This is a genomic window from Clostridium sp. SHJSY1 (assembly GCF_031626875.1).
In the GTDB taxonomy this organism is placed as follows: Bacteria; Bacillota; Clostridia; order Clostridiales; family Clostridiaceae; genus Clostridium.
Genome location: NZ_JANDMF010000042.1, coordinates 1 through 16,522 on the forward strand (window position 1 = coordinate 1; position 16,522 = coordinate 16,522).

Here is a 16,522-nt window from a genome sequence, read left to right on the forward strand (position 1 = left end):
TGGGTTGCATGGTTTATATGTAACCCATGCATAAAATAAGTAAAGTCAAGCCGTGTACAAGCGTGTACACGAGATATTATGAAGGGGTAAAAAAAATGAATCAATTTAGAAAACTTTTTATTTTGTCATTATTTTTAGGCTTTATTTTCATTGGTTCAACGAAAACACAGGTTGTAGCAAAAGCAGCAGAAAATACAACAACTGCTTCTCAGGCTTATGCAAATGCAATGGGCCCTGGCTGGAATCTTGGCAATACATTTGATAGTGTTGATACTAATACAAGTAATCCCTATTGGAAAGACCTTGGTGAACAAGCATGGGGAAATCCTATTGTAACAAAAGAACTTATACATAGTATTAAGGAATTTGGGTTTAAAAGTATACGTATGCCATTTACTTGCTATACTCGTACAGGAGATGCACCTACTTATACAATAAAAGCTGATTATTTAAATCGTTATGCAGAAGTTGTTAATTGGGCATTAAATGAAGGTCTTTACGTTCTTATTGATGCACAGCATGTCGATCCTTCTATTTGGGGACATAATATTGGTTCTGACGATGGCACTGCAATGAAAAAGTTTAAAGCACTTTGGACACAAGTTGCTGATTATTTTAAGGATTATTCTGATAAGGTATGTTTTGAATCCTTAAATGAACCTTATTATAATGGAAGTGATGAAGAACAAATCAAAATTAATAATGAAGTTAATAAGGCTTTTTATGAAGTGGTTAGAAATTCTGGTGGGAAAAATGCTACTAGAATGTTGGTATTTCCAAATTTAAAAACTAATGCTGGAGATGCTGAAAGTAAATCTTCTTCTGAAACAATTCTAAACTTAAATGATAAAAATATTATGGCAACATATCATTACTATGGTTATTGGCCATTTAGTGTAAATCTTGCAGGATATACTACTTTTGATGGTCAAACTTTAGATGATGCTAAAAAATCAATAGATATAATGCATAATAACTTTATACAAAATGGTATAGGAGTTATTTGTGGTGAATATGGTGTTCTTGGTGACCTTAGCCATATTGACCATGGAGAATATTTAAAGTATATAGAGTATATTACTTCTTATGGAAAAGCTAATGGAATTGGAATGATAATGTGGAATAACGGTAGAGATATTGATCGATATAATTACACTTGGGGTGATAAAAATGCATATGATATCATTATGACAAGTGCAAACTCATTACGCTCTTCATATGCAGCATCTGATAGAATATTTGTAACTGAAAAAAATAGAAATGCAGATGTTAGTACTAAACTCACTTTAAATGGTAACAAATTAATGTCCATTTCAGATCAAAATAGACAATTAGTACTAGGCACTGATTATACTTATGAGAATGAGACAGTCACATTTAAGGGAAGTTATGTTAATAGTATAATAGCTAACAAGTATGGTATTAATGGAACTTTAAACCTTAAGTTTTCTAATGGTCCTGATTGGAAAATAGATGTTACATTTAATAACAAACCTATTTCAAGTGATTCAACAGGTACAACAGATAAACTAGTTATTCCTATGAAATTTAATGGTTCAATATTATCAACAATGGAAGCTTCTTATTCTAATGGTAGTGGAGCTGGCCCTAATAATTGGACAACTTATAAAGAATTTGGTACTACATTTAGTCCAAATTATGATAATAACACACTAACAATTACAGATAAATTTTTTGCTGAATGCAACGATGGAACAATTAATTTGAAATTTCATTGGAAAAATGGTGACATTACTGAATATGTGTTAAATAAATCCGGAAAAAATGTTACTGGTAAAGCTATAGGACAAAATAATCCGCCAGTACTTTTAGGAGATGTTAATGATGATGGTCAAGTATCCATTACAGATTATCTTGCATTAAAGAAGTATTTAACAAATTCTAAGTATGTTATAAATGAAAAAAATTCAGATATCAATGGGGATGGAAAATTAAATATTGTAGATTTATTAGAACTTCGTAATTTAATATAAGTAATTCTAATAGATTTATTATTCATTTTCTTAACAATTTTTTTAAGCTTAAGCTGATATTTTGGTTAATATTTCCTATCAAAATAAGAATTACAAGTAATTTTATTTTCAAAAATTCACTTGTAATTCTTTATCTTTAACCCTATTTTAAATCTCAATTTACTTGTAATTAAGTCAACTTTATCTAAATTAATTTATATCTTGTTAAATAATTGTATAATGCCCCAATTAAATTTGAATCATTAAAAAACTGACAAGGAACTACTTCTGGTTTTATCATTATATTGGGCTCTAGATTATTGTAGTGTTTTTCAATATTCTTTTTAATGTATTTAATTAAATTCTCTTGCTTGCTTATTCCTCCACCAATTGCTATTTTCTCTGGATCATAAATATATTGCAAATTGTAAAGCTGCAAAACCATTCTATAACAATAATCATCTAATATATCAATTACTTCTTGATCACCATTTTTTACATACTCAAAAACCTTGCATCCATCTACCTCTTTTATAGGCAAATTTTTGACTTTTGCTACTGGTATACATAATCCAGATACTCCAGCTTGTGATCCCCACATATGTGAAAACTTACTCTCAAAGGCAGCATTATTAGTAAAAATAAAACTGAATTCTCCAGCTGTAAAATGCTTACCCTTATGCAACTTTTTATCCTTAATAATACCACCACCAACACCAGTTCCCAATACTACTACTATTCCATCATTACAATCTTTAAGACTTCCCATCCAAACTTCAGCTAAAGCTGCACATTTCCCATCATTCTCTACAGTTATTTGTACTGGGCAACGCTTTTTAAGTAACTCAACAATTTCAATCTCTGTATTATACTCTAGGCTTCCTCCTGTATATAAATAACCACGATCACTATCTATACGCCCAGGCATACTCATAGCCATACCACCAATTCTATCTTTGTATTTATCAAAAATTTCACCAATGACATCAATGAAATGTTCTATACTATCCATAGGAGTTGGTGTTTTCCCCTTTTCAATAAATTCTGCTTTTTCATTCATTACAGCATATTTTATAGCTGAACCACCAACATCTATAACTAAAAAATCCATAAAAATTGCTCCTTTTCTTTCATTATATTTTCTTGTTGAATGAATTTATTTATTAACTTTCTTCTTATTATACACAATATTACCTATCCCACCATCTAAACGAATCATATTTGAATCAACTTTTTTTGCAATATATGCTATTTCCCCCATAAATTCAAATTGTACTTCATCACTTTTTCCTGTTTTAATTTCTTCACATAACTTAATAATAGACTCTAGCATCTCCTTTGGAGCATCTCCATCTCCATGTGATAAATAAACTTTATCATAACACCCTTTAGTACAACTATCTAACTTTTTCATAGTTGTTTCATAGGAAGTTATTCCACTAGCATTTTTATCAAAGAGGAATGTAAAAAAGTTACAAGCATCTCCTAAAAATAATATTCTCTCTTCTACTAATAAAATTGTTATCATTCCAGGTGTATGCCCTTCTCCAACAAGAATCTCTAATGTTATTCCTCCAAGATCAAAGGTGTCTCCTGGTAGAATAGAGTTGAAATTATTAACAGATGCCTCTGAAATATAATCCTCTTCTTTAACCAGCTGAAAACTTTTTCCCATTCCCATCTCAAGATATCCCTTTCGAACAGACATATCACTATGCTCTATAAATATATCTTTATCTGCTAAATTCATATAAACATTATCAAACGCAGCTACTCCCATAGCATGATCTACATGTCCATGAGTTAATAAAATAAAATATGGTTTATCTGTTAGTTTATCAACATAAGCTTTTAAATTGCCAACACCAGTTCCAGTATCTATAAGAACAGCCTGCTTACTTCCTTCCACTAAATACATCAATTCACCAGTTGGTCCAAATATTCTGGTAGTACTTTCTGAAATCTTTTTAGATTTAAAATATTTTAATGACATTATATTTCCTCCATATTATACCTTAAAATTTTTATAGGAATGTTGTAAAATATCACAACATTCCTAACTTCTATCTATTTAATTTAAACTTTCACCCTACATTTACTTAATTCTACTGACAAAGCTTCAATCTGCTCTTGATTCAAAAGAGATAATGGTCCAAAAATAGGGTTAGCTGTAAGTGGTTTATTTAGTGATAAGTCTAGTAACTCAGGGATCTCTTTAATATTATCTAGCTGCCCACCTATATATTTACGAAGAATTGCTATTCCCTCTTTGTTTTCCAATACATCTTTTAAAGAACTATTTATACTTAGATAAGGATAATAATCTCTAGTTGGTTTATAAGATATCTGAAGTTTACCTGCCTCTACTTTTAATATTACATTGCCATCCTTTTGTTCACTAATTACAGGTTGTCCTTCTTTAATTTCTATATCCTGAATTTTTGTATCAGGAAGAATTATTTCAGCCTCACAGTTAAATGGCACTTGAAAATAGAAATTTATTTTTTCATCCTCCATCATTTCCCAACTACTTATATAAGTTCCTGATACTGATTTATAACGAATATAGGCATTTTTTAAGTATGCAAATGGTTTAGGTTTAATAAGAGCTTTCTTAAATCCTGGCTCATCAAAAATTGGATTTAACCCACAAATATCTCTAGCAATCCATTCAACAACAGAACCATAGGCATAATGATTCATACTATTCATCCCAGTGCTACTAACAGAACCATCCTGATTTACTGAATTCCATCGTTCCCAAATTGTAGTTGCTCCCATATTCACACTATATAACCAACTTGGGAAATCATCATTGAGTAGTAACTTATAAGCAAAATCATTTGCGCCTACACTTGAAAGTGCTCTACAGATATATGGTGTTCCAACAAATCCAGTATCTAAATGTGTACCTTTATCAACTAACTTTGTTTTTAAGGCTTCTGCTACACGACTACGATGTTTTTGTGGAAGTAAATCCATAAATAAGGCTAATATATGAGCTGTCTGAGTATCTACTGAAATCTTTCCATTTGGAGTGATGTATTCATTACAAAATGCTTCTTTAATCTCTTTCTGAATCTTTCTATAATATGTAACATCTTCTTTCTTTCCAAGAGCCTCTGCTGCATCACCAATAAGCTTTACTGAATAATAATAGTATGCAGTTGCAACATAATACTGATCTGTTCCACCATTAAACATATCACTTGTATCTTGGTTATCTAATGCCAGCCAGTCTGCTATATGATTTCCTGTCTGCCATAAGCGTTTTCCTCCATCTTCTTCATCTTGCCTTATAATATACTGAACCCAATCATTCATAGCACCATAATGTTTTTCAAGCATAGATTTATCTCCAAAATATAGATAAACTGTCCATGGAAGAATTGTCGCTACATCTCCCCAGGCACTAGAACCGTGTCCAGTCCCTACTTCTCTTTGATTTCTAACACGTGGGATAATCACAGGTACTGATCCATCTATTAATTTCTGTTCTTCTCTAAGCTCTTTCATATATTTATTATAAAATGCTGATGTATCAGTAAAGAAGCTTGCTGTTCCAGAAAAGACTTGAGTATCTCCTGTCCACCCCATACGTTCATCTCTTTGTGGACAATCTGTTGGAATATCAACAAAATTACTTTTTTCTCCCCACTTTGCATTTAAAATCAAACGATTGACCCTTTCATCAGAAGTTTTTATCTCTCCCAGCTCATCCATATGAGAATAAATAGCATATGCAGTAAAATCTTCTGGATTTACTTCATCTATCCCCTCAACTTTTACATAACGAAAACCATAATAAGTAAAGTGAGGTCTTACATGTGCTGCCTTACCATTAGAAATATATTTATATTCTGCTTTTGCACTCCTTAAATTGTCTCTATAAAAACATCCCTTTTGAAGAAGTTCTCCATATTGTATTAAAACTCTATCATCTTTGGGAATATTCACATTAAATTCTACCCATCCTGCCATATTCTGACCAAAATCTAAAACTATTTCTCCTTTTGAAGTGATAATTTTTTTTGATTTAAAGGATTCATGTTTTATAATAGGAGGGCTTAAACGCTCTTCCATATCACCAAGCTTCAAATCTGCTATCTTAACATTTGTCCAACTTTCATCATCACAAACTACCATTGACCAGTCTGCTATTTCATCATTTGCATTATAGTACTCTCCATCATAGATTCCACTTTTAGAAACTGGTCCTGCTTTAGATTTCCAGCTTTCATCAGTTCCAATAACAATCTCACTTCCATCTTCTTTAGTTATAACAAGTTCACACAGAAGTGCCATTCTATCACCATAAGTATCTTCCATTCCTCCAAGACCAAAACGTCCAGAAAACCACCCTTTTCCAAGTATTGCTCCTATAACATTCTTTCCTTCTTTAATATGTTCTGTTACATCAAATGTTTGATACTGCATCCAGCAATCATAAACTGAATAACCTGGAAGTAAATACTCGTCAGAGATTTTTTCACCATTAATCTCCATTTCATAAATACCTGCCGCTGAAGCATAAACTCTAGCTGATTTAATTTTCCCATCAATTTCAAAAGATTTTCTCATATATGGATGAATATCTTTATCTAAATCAGGTGTAATCCAAATACCTTTCCATGGTTTATTTAATTTTCCTGTTTCAAATGTAGCTATATAGCTCTCTGCAGTTTCTCCATTATCACCTGTAACTCTTACCTTCCAATAATAACAAGTACATGGTTCGAGTTTAATTCCTGGTTTGAAAGAACGACTATCTGCATCTTTACATTTTCCACTATCATATATTATAGACTCTGAATGAAATCTATCATTTCTACAAATAATAACTTGTACACTTTCCTGTTTTTTTGATTCTGTATCTTCAACTACCCAGGTTAGACTTAAATCACTTAAATTACAACCAAGTGGATTTCTAAAATGATTAGCTCTTAATCTAACTATTTTCATAATTAACCTTCCATTTCTATTTTAAATATTAATTTTCATTCTCTCTTTCATGCAATTCTTGAATAATTTTATTGTATTTTTTATTATCTAAATCATAAAATATCATAAATACTACTGCAATTATGGATAATATAGATCCTGCTACATTATATAGAAATGATATTCCCTTCATTGTATCTACAGATTGAATAACATTTGGGATATATCCAAAAACAACTAATCCAACTCCTGCAACATAACCAGCCACACCTGATGAACATTTTTGAAGGAATATAAATGTTGAACTTATGATACCTTCTGCACGTTTTCCAAATTTCCACTCAGCATAATCAACAGTATCTGGTAACAGTCCCCATACTAATGGTACAAATAACCCTGAGCCAATTGCTGAAATTACTGTTAAAGTCAACAACATAGATACGTTATCAAACCCTACAAAATATTGACTAGTATTTGCCACTATTACAATAATCATTCCTAATATTAAAGCATTCCTTTTACCAATTTTTCCAACTATGAATGGCACTAAAAGGATAATTAAAATTAATGGAAGCATAGAAAGCAACCCCACGATTGATACTAAATCTGGTCTTTGAAGAGAATATGTTAAATAATACATTTGAGAATTATTTCTAATTGTAAATCCTGACATAAAGAATACAAATGCACCTGATAATAATAATAAATATTTATTTTTTAATATAATTGGAAATGCTTCTTTTAATTTTATTTTTTCATGTTGCTTCTTTACTACAACTCTTTCTCTTACCTTGAAAGACCAAATCACAAAAAGTATAAATGATACTACACTATACAAACTTATTGTAAAGAAAAATCCTTTAGCTTGATTACCTCCACCAAGAATTCCTACTAATGGCATTGTTCCAACTGCTACAATCATCATTCCTGTCATTCCCAAAAATTGAGCAAAATTATTAAGCTTAATTCTTTCAGTTGGCTCTTGTGTAATTGCTGGCAGTATAGCAGTAGTAGGTATTGTTACTATCGAATAAAATACCATTACAAGCAAATATGTCACATATGCATATACTACTTTTGCTATATCATTAAATTCAGGTACTGTAAAACACAAAATTCCTAGCACACAAAGTGGTAAACAACCAAACATTACATATGGTCTAAATTTTCCCCATTTACTTTTTGTTCTGTCAATTATATATCCCATACTAAAATCAACTATTGAATCTACTACTCTTGCAACAAGAAATAGAGTTCCTGCAGTAATTGCACTAATTTTAAAAACATCTGTATAGAAAAATATTAAATACATATTAATCGATTGAATTAATATATTAGCAGCAAAGCCTCCCCCTCCAAAAGCTAACTTTTCAAAAAAAGAAATTTTTGTAGTATTATTAAGTGATTTGTTTGTCTCTAAATTTAACATAAGAATTCCTCCATTGAATTTTTTCTGTATCTCACATAAATATAAATTCGCTAATTTACTATAATTTTCTTACACTTTTAATTTACTATTCAATAACAACTTTTTTGAAAAGCTTTTCATGTAAACATTTTAACATTTTCTATTCATTTATTTAATGACTGATTCAAATATGTTGTACAACTAACTCAAATTTGTGTATTTAATTTAGAACATAAATTAGTATTTTACTTAAAATAAGTTTGTCTTTTATTTATTCTTATGTTAGATTACTACTATGAATATTGATTAAATATCAATATAAACAATTTTTAAAATAAGGGTGGTAATATGAATTCATTTGATCTTGATATTTTTTTACGAGAGTATACTTTTTATGAAAAGTTTATATTAAGTAATATAAACCCTAATGATATACAATCATTAAAATCTTTTCTTAAAAATAATGAATTAGATGAGAATATTATGAGAAAGTTTCCTATTCCTTCTGATAAATCTATTGAAGAGTTCCTTACTGATTCAAAGGAAATAAATAATGATAAGACTATAATTAATAGGATTGATGATATTGTCTTTGTCTCCCATCCTCGTTTTGCTAATACAGAAGAACATCATCATAATTATATTGAAATGGTATATGTATATTCAGGTAAATTCCACCAAATAGTAAACGGTACCAAAATTGTTATGAATAAAGGAGAAGTTTGTATATTAGACACAAATGTACTTCATTCAATTGAACCAACATCTGAAAATGATATCATTATAAACTGTATTATGAGTAAAAAGCACCTTGATGACATTTTATTAAATCGGCTATCTGAAAACAACTTACTTTCAAGCTTTTTTATTCATGCAATTTATCAAAGCAATGATTATAATGATTATATTCTTTTTAAATCTAAAGATTCTAAAAAGCTTGCTAGACTAATGGAAGATGTTCTTTGTGAGTATTTTGATAATTCCATTTGTTCCACTGAAGTCATTAATAGTTATATGGTAATAATTTTTTCAGAACTTCTTAAAGTATTTCAAAAACAAACAAATTCTGAAAATTATGATTTACTAAAGAATACAAAAATAACAGATATAATTCTTTATATACAAAATAACTGTAAAGATGCAACTTTAGCTTCTGTTGCCGAACACTTTCATTTTCATCCTAATTATCTAAATTCAATAATAAAGAAATTTCAAGGCCATAATTTTACCTCCGTTTTACAAGATGCCAAATTACAAAAAGCTTGTTTTCTTTTAAAAAATTCAAAGCTTCCAGTAGTTGAAGTTTCTAGAAATATAGGTTATGAAAACACTAACTTTTTCTATAAAATATTCAAAAAGCATTATGGATGCACACCTACTGACTATAGAAAAAATTTATTTAAGTAAAATTTCATTAAACTGATTAAAAACTCTAGTTAACTGAAAATTCAATTTAAAATAGTAAAAAAGAAAATAAATTTAGCCACAGAATTTTTACTGCAGCTAAATTCTATTATTAATTTATTGCTATTTATTTTTTATTTGTTCTCCAGAGAATGTAAAATCAAATATAAAATCTTTGCCTTGAATTATATTTCCTGTATCCTTACTTAATGAAGCTGTAAATGCTATATTAACTGGCTCACTATTAGGAACTGCTATTATAGGAGTTATTATATTAACCCCATTTAACAATTCACTTATCTTTCCATCATATAGAGTTGTACTTAAGTAGGTTACCTTTATATTCATTTTATCTGTAAATTCATTATATGCATCGCCAGAAGTGACTCCTTTTGGATTTACAGTTGCCTTTAATTTAGTAATTTTAGCCTTTAAAGTTCCTTTATTATATATATTCATTGCACGAGTAGCTATATCTCCTGGGGCCCAGCCTCCTACATCTTCACCACCTAGTGCTGAACTTTCAGAACTATCACTTTTTGGTCTATCATAAGGGAAGTGACCTGTTGGATCAGATTTAGCTGAATAAAACATAGGCCCTGGGAAACTGATAGTATCCCCATGATCTCTATTTTGTTCTAATATTATACTACCAGTCTTAAATGAATTATTTCTATTAGTTGCTGAATCAGTGAAAATAGCATAAGTTGCTCCACCTATAGTAAATCCAATAGCTAAAACGCTTGTAAATGCAATACCTACTAATGTTTTCTTTGAAAACATATTTCACCTCCTAATAGATGAGAGTGGTATCTTTGACCACCCTCATAATTTAAAAGAAATGTTAAATTTATTATTTGTACCCTTATTCCCTTATGCAAACATTTAGTTGTTTTTAGTTTGTTCTGCATTAACTGTCAACCCAAGAGTTGCTTCTTTTCCTTGATAGAAATTATCTGCTTGTAAAGGAAGCTTATATTCAACAGTTAAAACTTCAGATCCACCTGCTGCAAGTAATCTATTATTATCACCAGGAGTTATAACATTGCCCTCTGAATCCTTAATTGTTATTTGAAGTGGAGTTGTTCCTTCTGCTAGTCCCCCTGTTAAAGTTTCTGCTATATCATATCTAAGGTCTAAAGTACCATCATTAAAAACAGTAACATTAGCTTGACCTGAATCCCCAGGTGCCATATTGGTAACATCAAAATATTTTGTTCCATCAGCTTTATCTAAATTGATATCTAGCTTTCCAGAAGTAAAAGTGTTTCCTGTATTGGTAGCACTATCTGTGAATAAAGAGAATGTCCCTACTCCAACCAACATTGACCCTAAAGCAGTAGTTGCTAAAAGCATAGCAACTTTCTTTTTAACATTTAACATTTACATGTCCCCCTTTAATTTTAAAAATTTTATTTTTACCCTTATATCGATAATTTATTAAAAATCTCACTTTCACTATAATATCTTTTATAGGAATTTCAGGAGATTATTAAACATTTTTAGAGGATTGATCTTGAATTGCCTCTCCTACCTTTTTTTCTTCCTCCACCTTTGTAATTACCTTCCACATATTAATGAGCTGTGAAATAATTAATAGCATTCCAGGTATAATCAATAAACATATAATTCCATTTTTTGATTTAATAAAATTAAATATATATCCAAGCCCAGGAATTGTAAAATTAGCATAGGTAGCAACAACTTTTGTTGATGGTATTGGGTTAGGATCTTCTGAGTCATTGTTATCTCCCTTTGTAATGTATTGAACTCCATTACTTGTATTCTCTACATCTGTAATTCTATGAGTAATCAAAGTATTAGTATCCTCTAAAGATTGATACGTAACAACATCTCCAATATCACATTTATCAGTAGTTGATATAGGTTTTACTGCAATTATAGACCCTGTTTTTATACTAGGTTCCATAGACCCAGAAAGCACTGTCAATAACTCATATCCAAAAACTTTAGGTTTCCCACCATAAATTTTTGAAGAGAGCATAATTACTACAACAAGTATAAACATTGTCATAATCACTATTGATATAATGTTACTAATCCACTTTTTTATCTTCACCTTTTCATATCTCCTTTTCTATATTAGTTATTTAGAATTAAACTGTTTTATATTTGGTAAATAATTTGTCATCACCCAACTTCCATTATTGATTATAAATTCAATACAAACTATTTTCTAACGTCGAAAGTCTACTTTCACATACCAAATTATGGTTATTTTATATAATACTTTTTGATACATTGACTACTCCTTTTGAACTATATATTTCTATTTACATATAATTAGGCATAAAAAAACAGAGCCTATAAGCTCTGTAATCAATATCTATTTAATGTCTTACACATCTCACCATTATTAGCTATAAAGGCCACCTGTGTTCTATTACTTAATTCCAACTTAGATAAAATATTACTGACATGTTTTTTTACTGTACATTCTGAAATATATAAATGACTTGCTATCTCTCCATTGCTTAAGCCTTTTCTAACTTCCATTAACACCTCTTTTTCCCTATCTGTTAATTTATTAATTATTCCTTTATTATTTAATTTATTATTTTGTATTAAAATTTCTGAATAATAATATCTTTTCCCTCTACAAACTATATCTATTGCATATAATATATCTTCAACAAATGCCTCCTTCAATATATATCCATCTACTCCTAACTTTTCTGCTTTATCAAAATTTTCTTTTGACATAGCCTCTGTTAATATTATAAACTTAGTCTTCAAATTTAACTCTTTTGCTTTTCTAACTATTTCCAGTCCATCTTCTTGATTTAGTTTTAGATCAATTATTGCTATTTCTATCAATTCACTTGTTATTATGTTCATGGCCTCTTTAATATTTAAAGCTTCTTTTACTTCTTCTATATTCTTTTCATTAGAACTTAACATAGATTTAATCCCCCATCTTACTACTGGATGACTATCTACAATAATTACCTTCATAACATTCCTCCTGCTTTATTGGCTAATTTGTTGATTATAAATACGAATTAAACACCTGCAAAAAATAATTCACCTTGTATTTCTTATATATTAACCTTGGTAATTCTTTATAATTATATTGTAAAACACAAAAAAGATTCCATTAATTACAAACAACTGAATATTGATTATTCTGAGTTTCATTTTAATTATTAATCATAAAAAAGCTGAGCACTAATTATTTTAGTGCAACAGCCTAAACAAAATATTAAATATGAGTGATTAACCTTACATAAAATCAGTCTACTTCATAGTCAGATGAAGCATTTACTACATTGCCAATCAAATTTTATACTACTTGAACTTCATCTTGTTGTAATAAAATGAAGTTGGATTTATGGTGTAGCTTGTACATTTTTTTTACTTGTCACAGCTCCATAAGCATTAACCATTCCTCCTGTGGCAATCTTCCCATTAAGGCTAGGAAGCTTTACAACAGATTCTGTAATAGAATCTTTAATATTTGCTGCAGAATCTAATGGGTTTGCACTTAATACTAATGCAGCAATTCCTGAAACATGAGAAGTAGCCATAGAAGTGCCTCTTAGAGATTGATAAGAATTAGAAGGCTTAGTACTATATATTCTTACTCCAGGTGCAGCTACATCCACTGTAGTCACTCCATAATTTGAAAAATCAGCTAAAGAACCTATATTATCGATTGCTGCAACTGAAAGTATATTTGGCAAGTTGTAGGATGCTGGATAATTTGGATATAAATCATTATCTGTTCCCACATTCCCAGCTGCGGCTACAAATAAACCATCATAATTCTTAATAGTATCATAAAGTGCTTGGCTGTAATCTCCACCACCCCAAGAATTATTAATTATTTTTGCACCCATTTTCTTTGCATAATTTATAGCCTTAATTGCATTTGCTATAGAACCCTTGCCATTGGAATCCAAAAACTTTAAAGACATTATTTTTACATGTGGAGCTACACCTATTACACCAATTGTATTATCTAAAGCTGCTATAGTTCCAGCAACATGAGTACCATGTCCATAATCATCCATTGGATTATTGCTACTTTGATAAAAATTCCAACCATTAACATCATCAACATATCCGTTACCATCATCATCAATATTATTATTAGGTATTTCTTTAGTGTTTTTCCACATATTATTGCTTAGATCAGGATGAGTATAGTCAACTCCTGAATCAATTACTGCTACCACAACACCGGAATCTCCTTTAGTAACATCCCAGGCTTTTTCAACATTAATATCAACGCCAGGAGTCCCAAATTGCCCCAAAAAATATTGTCCAGTATTTTTTAATCCCCATAAGTTAGGATAATATGGATCTGATGGTACCCAACTAGAATTTATATCTAAAGAATTTAAAATATAATTTGGTTCAATATATTCTACATTATTACCATAATTAGATTTTATAATTTTAGCTAATTCTTCAGGATTTTTATTACCTTTATATTTAACTAACTTTGAACCTGTATATCCTAAATTATCAGTAGAAAGCACCTCAACCCCAAAAGGTATTGTCTTTCTATTTAAATCTTTTTTCATAGTTTCTATATTATTTAAGCTTTTGGAAGATGAATCTGATTTAAATTTGACTATAAATTCTCCATCAACATATTTCTTTGTGCTTTGAGAAATTGAAGTTTCTGCTTTCACTGGAATTGAAAATAAGCAAAACATTAGTAAAGGAGTAATTGCAATAGAAATAATATATTTTAACTTTCTGTAATTATACACTTATTTTCCCCCTTTAAACTGTAATTTATCTTAAAGTTCTTTATAACTTTATTATATTCAAAGGGACTACTTGTTGGTGTCAATGAAACTTCTCCAACATGTACATCTTCAAAATAATAATCCACAAGAATCTAACCCTAGATTCTTGTGGATTACATAGTATCATCTAATGAATTTTTAACAAATTCTTTTAATTAAACCTTGCATGAGTATATACAAATTCAGCTCCACCCATTCCCATAGCAAAGAAAGCTAAAATAATTACTAATATTATTGCTCCAAAATCATATTGCATCTTTTCTTCCTTATTTATTATACACGCCATAATAACTTCTATTCCTAAAAGAACCAAAATAAGAGGCCAAAGAGATGCAATAAAAATAATATTTATACTATCAGTTACTAATCTAAGTAAAAACAATATCCCAAACAAAACTAATACTATTCCAGCAGTAAATGTTCCCACTCTTCTCCCTTTATACATTAGCCTTACGCTCCTTATTCTTACCTTGAATAAGCTTTATTCCAATTACAACTATAACTACTCCAACGATTACTTGAGGAACTTGCCTAAATAAATTGCGAAGAATAGAATAAAATCCCCAATCCATATATGGCCTCAAAACTTCTATAATGTTGTTAAAGACTAAATATACACCTAATAATAGTAATATTATTCCTATGGTAACTCCACTTTTTCCAGACATCTTATTGTCTATTTTAGGTAGTTTCTCTAAAGAAAATAAATATTTGTCTTCAGTAACTAGTCTATCTTCATCATTTAAATTAGCTTTATTATTACAATCAAAAAATGAATAAAACCAAATTAATGGTACTATATAAATAAGCTCGTTTATTTTAAGAAAAGATGAAAGAAATATTATAAAGAAAAATGCGGCCATAAATGATACACCTGTCTTCATAAATCCTATATACATATGTCCAGCTCCTGGCAATAAAGAACATATAAAAGTTAAAAATCTACTTTTTTTCTTTGTCATTATTAAAAACCTCCAACTTAGTTATTTTTTCAGAAAATGTACTCAAATTTTCATTTATTGAACTTACTATACTTAAATTAGGTGATTTTATATAACTTTTCCCTGTGCTAGCAAAAAAACTTAGTCCATTCGAAAATAGTATCATCAATGCAATACTAGCTGCAGCTACAACCTTAAAACAATAAAACCCAAATTTAAGATTACTTTGTCTTTCTCCTTTTATTTTTATTTGCACTTTTTCTTGAAACCCTAAAGGAACATCTACAAGTTCATTGTCTTCAAAGTTATCTGCAAAAACACCAGCACACTTTTCACACTCACCTATATGACCTAATGCTAAAATTACCTCTTCATCTTTTAACATTCCAAATTTAAGCTTATTTAAAGTTTCTTCTGATAAGTGTTCTTTCTTGTTAAATAAATCTTCATTCACATAAACTCCTCCTTCCACAAATCCCTTAATAGCTTTTTTGATCTATAAAGTTGAGTTTCTAATGTTTTTATATTCTGTCCTGTTTCTTTTGCTAAATGTGAAAGTTTAATATTTTTACAAAAATAACTTATAGCTACAGTTTTATATGGTTCCTTTAGCTTACTACATATATTTTGTATTCTCTCTTCAGTATTTCTATTTACCACTATATCTTCTGGTAAATCTCCCTTATCCTCAAAACACTCAAAATCCTCTTCTGATAGGGTAACTGTTGTCCTTGCTTTGCTCTTAACATAGTCTTTACACTTATTGGCAGCAATTGTAGTAAGCCAAGCTTTAATATTATTTCCATCAAATTTTTCAAAATGTTGATATGCAGATAAAAAAGTTTGCTGCGCCAAGTCTTCAGCATCAAAGTAATTTTTAGTAAAGGTTAGACAAATAGTGATAATTAAGCGTTCATATTGTTTTATTAATTTTGCAAATTCTTCTTTATCAATAACTATCACCACCTCATTTTATCCTTACATTAAATATAACGACCAATAATTTGAAAACACTTCAACTTCTGTAAAATATTTTTATAAAAAATAGGTAGTTCAAAATTTAAACTACCTTTT

16 protein-coding genes are annotated in these 16,522 nt (G+C 29.6%); 2 read left to right on the forward strand and 14 right to left on the reverse strand.

The genetic code is table 11. The features are described 5' to 3' along the window. Positions 1 to 95: 95 nt before the first annotated feature. Positions 96 to 1,994, forward strand: a complete 1,899-nt coding sequence (locus tag NNC19_RS17275) for a cellulase family glycosylhydrolase (protein WP_310939926.1) — start codon at positions 96 to 98, stop codon at positions 1,992 to 1,994. Between the two features lie 184 nt (positions 1,995 to 2,178). Here NNC19_RS17275 and NNC19_RS17280 read toward each other — a convergent pair whose 3' ends face one another. The 4 genes from NNC19_RS17280 to NNC19_RS17295 form a co-directional block, all read right to left on the reverse strand. Beyond that, a complete protein-coding gene (locus tag NNC19_RS17280) occupies positions 2,179 to 3,084 on the reverse strand; it encodes an ROK family protein (protein WP_310939927.1) in 906 nt (301 codons plus the stop codon). A 45-nt stretch (positions 3,085 to 3,129) separates the two neighbouring features. Next, positions 3,130 to 3,966, reverse strand: a complete 837-nt coding sequence (locus NNC19_RS17285) for an MBL fold metallo-hydrolase (RefSeq protein WP_310939928.1) — start codon at positions 3,964 to 3,966, stop codon at positions 3,130 to 3,132. Between the two features lie 83 nt (positions 3,967 to 4,049). Then, positions 4,050 to 6,935, reverse strand: a complete 2,886-nt coding sequence (locus NNC19_RS17290; RefSeq protein ID WP_310939929.1) for a family 78 glycoside hydrolase catalytic domain — start codon at positions 6,933 to 6,935, stop codon at positions 4,050 to 4,052. A 28-nt stretch (positions 6,936 to 6,963) separates the two neighbouring features. Further along, entirely contained in the window at positions 6,964 to 8,343 is a 1,380-nt protein-coding gene (locus tag NNC19_RS17295) for an MFS transporter (protein ID WP_310939930.1), read from the reverse strand. 327 nt (positions 8,344 to 8,670) lie between these two features. On the opposite strand from NNC19_RS17295, the gene NNC19_RS17300 reads away from it, so the two are divergent. Then, positions 8,671 to 9,729, forward strand: coding sequence for an AraC family transcriptional regulator (locus NNC19_RS17300; RefSeq protein ID WP_310939931.1), 1,059 nt, complete (start codon positions 8,671 to 8,673; stop codon positions 9,727 to 9,729). 120 nt (positions 9,730 to 9,849) lie between these two features. Here NNC19_RS17300 and NNC19_RS17305 read toward each other — a convergent pair whose 3' ends face one another. The 10 genes from NNC19_RS17305 to NNC19_RS17350 all read right to left on the reverse strand — a co-directional run bounded on the left by NNC19_RS17305 (position 9,850) and on the right by NNC19_RS17350 (position 16,411). Beyond that, positions 9,850 to 10,509 (reverse strand): hypothetical protein, encoded by a 660-nt coding sequence (locus NNC19_RS17305; protein ID WP_310939932.1) that lies wholly within the window; start codon positions 10,507 to 10,509, stop codon positions 9,850 to 9,852. Between the two features lie 102 nt (positions 10,510 to 10,611). Further along, a complete protein-coding gene (locus NNC19_RS17310) occupies positions 10,612 to 11,109 on the reverse strand; it encodes a TasA family protein (RefSeq protein WP_310939933.1) in 498 nt (165 codons plus the stop codon). A gap of 109 nt (positions 11,110 to 11,218) precedes the next feature. Further along, positions 11,219 to 11,806: a signal peptidase I SipW gene (sipW, locus tag NNC19_RS17315; protein WP_310939934.1), complete on the reverse strand. Its 588-nt coding sequence runs from the start codon at positions 11,804 to 11,806 to the stop codon at positions 11,219 to 11,221. A gap of 260 nt (positions 11,807 to 12,066) precedes the next feature. Further along, entirely contained in the window at positions 12,067 to 12,702 is a 636-nt protein-coding gene (locus NNC19_RS17320) for a response regulator transcription factor (protein WP_310939935.1), read from the reverse strand. A gap of 374 nt (positions 12,703 to 13,076) precedes the next feature. Further along, the gene (locus NNC19_RS17325; protein ID WP_310939936.1) at positions 13,077 to 14,468 is read right to left on the reverse strand and encodes a S8 family peptidase; all 1,392 of its coding nucleotides are present in this window, start codon (positions 14,466 to 14,468) and stop codon (positions 13,077 to 13,079) included. Then, positions 14,447 to 14,593, reverse strand: a complete 147-nt coding sequence (locus NNC19_RS17330) for a hypothetical protein (RefSeq protein WP_310939937.1) — start codon at positions 14,591 to 14,593, stop codon at positions 14,447 to 14,449. The genes NNC19_RS17325 and NNC19_RS17330 overlap by 22 nt, the downstream gene beginning before the upstream one ends. Positions 14,594 to 14,658: 65 nt before the next feature. Continuing rightward, complete coding sequence (locus NNC19_RS17335) at positions 14,659 to 14,952, reverse strand: LiaF transmembrane domain-containing protein (protein WP_310939938.1); 294 nt, start codon at positions 14,950 to 14,952, stop codon at positions 14,659 to 14,661. Then, positions 14,945 to 15,469, reverse strand: coding sequence for a hypothetical protein (locus tag NNC19_RS17340; protein ID WP_310939939.1), 525 nt, complete (start codon positions 15,467 to 15,469; stop codon positions 14,945 to 14,947). The genes NNC19_RS17335 and NNC19_RS17340 overlap by 8 nt, the downstream gene beginning before the upstream one ends. Further along, on the reverse strand, positions 15,450 to 15,902 hold the full coding sequence (locus NNC19_RS17345; RefSeq protein WP_310939940.1) for a hypothetical protein: 453 nt from the start codon (positions 15,900 to 15,902) through the stop codon (positions 15,450 to 15,452). Before NNC19_RS17345 ends, NNC19_RS17340 begins: the two co-directional genes overlap by 20 nt. Then, positions 15,899 to 16,411 (reverse strand): sigma-70 family RNA polymerase sigma factor, encoded by a 513-nt coding sequence (locus tag NNC19_RS17350; protein ID WP_310939977.1) that lies wholly within the window; start codon positions 16,409 to 16,411, stop codon positions 15,899 to 15,901. The genes NNC19_RS17345 and NNC19_RS17350 overlap by 4 nt, the downstream gene beginning before the upstream one ends. Between the last annotated feature and the right edge of the window lie 111 nt (positions 16,412 to 16,522).

Coding starts and splice junctions, on each gene's coding strand:
- NNC19_RS17340 (WP_310939939.1), bottom strand. CDS start 15,469: ATGACAAAGAAAAAAAGTAGATTTTTAACTTTTATATGTTCTTTATTG.
- NNC19_RS17300 (WP_310939931.1), top strand. CDS start 8,671: ATGAATTCATTTGATCTTGATATTTTTTTACGAGAGTATACTTTTTAT.
- NNC19_RS17295 (WP_310939930.1), bottom strand. CDS start 8,343: ATGTTAAATTTAGAGACAAACAAATCACTTAATAATACTACAAAAATT.
- NNC19_RS17275 (WP_310939926.1), top strand. CDS start 96: ATGAATCAATTTAGAAAACTTTTTATTTTGTCATTATTTTTAGGCTTT.
- NNC19_RS17290 (WP_310939929.1), bottom strand. CDS start 6,935: ATGAAAATAGTTAGATTAAGAGCTAATCATTTTAGAAATCCACTTGGT.
- NNC19_RS17280 (WP_310939927.1), bottom strand. CDS start 3,084: ATGGATTTTTTAGTTATAGATGTTGGTGGTTCAGCTATAAAATATGCT.
- NNC19_RS17305 (WP_310939932.1), bottom strand. CDS start 10,509: ATGTTTTCAAAGAAAACATTAGTAGGTATTGCATTTACAAGCGTTTTA.
- NNC19_RS17310 (WP_310939933.1), bottom strand. CDS start 11,109: ATGTTAAATGTTAAAAAGAAAGTTGCTATGCTTTTAGCAACTACTGCT.
- NNC19_RS17285 (WP_310939928.1), bottom strand. CDS start 3,966: ATGTCATTAAAATATTTTAAATCTAAAAAGATTTCAGAAAGTACTACC.
- NNC19_RS17335 (WP_310939938.1), bottom strand. CDS start 14,952: ATGTATAAAGGGAGAAGAGTGGGAACATTTACTGCTGGAATAGTATTA.
- NNC19_RS17320 (WP_310939935.1), bottom strand. CDS start 12,702: ATGAAGGTAATTATTGTAGATAGTCATCCAGTAGTAAGATGGGGGATT.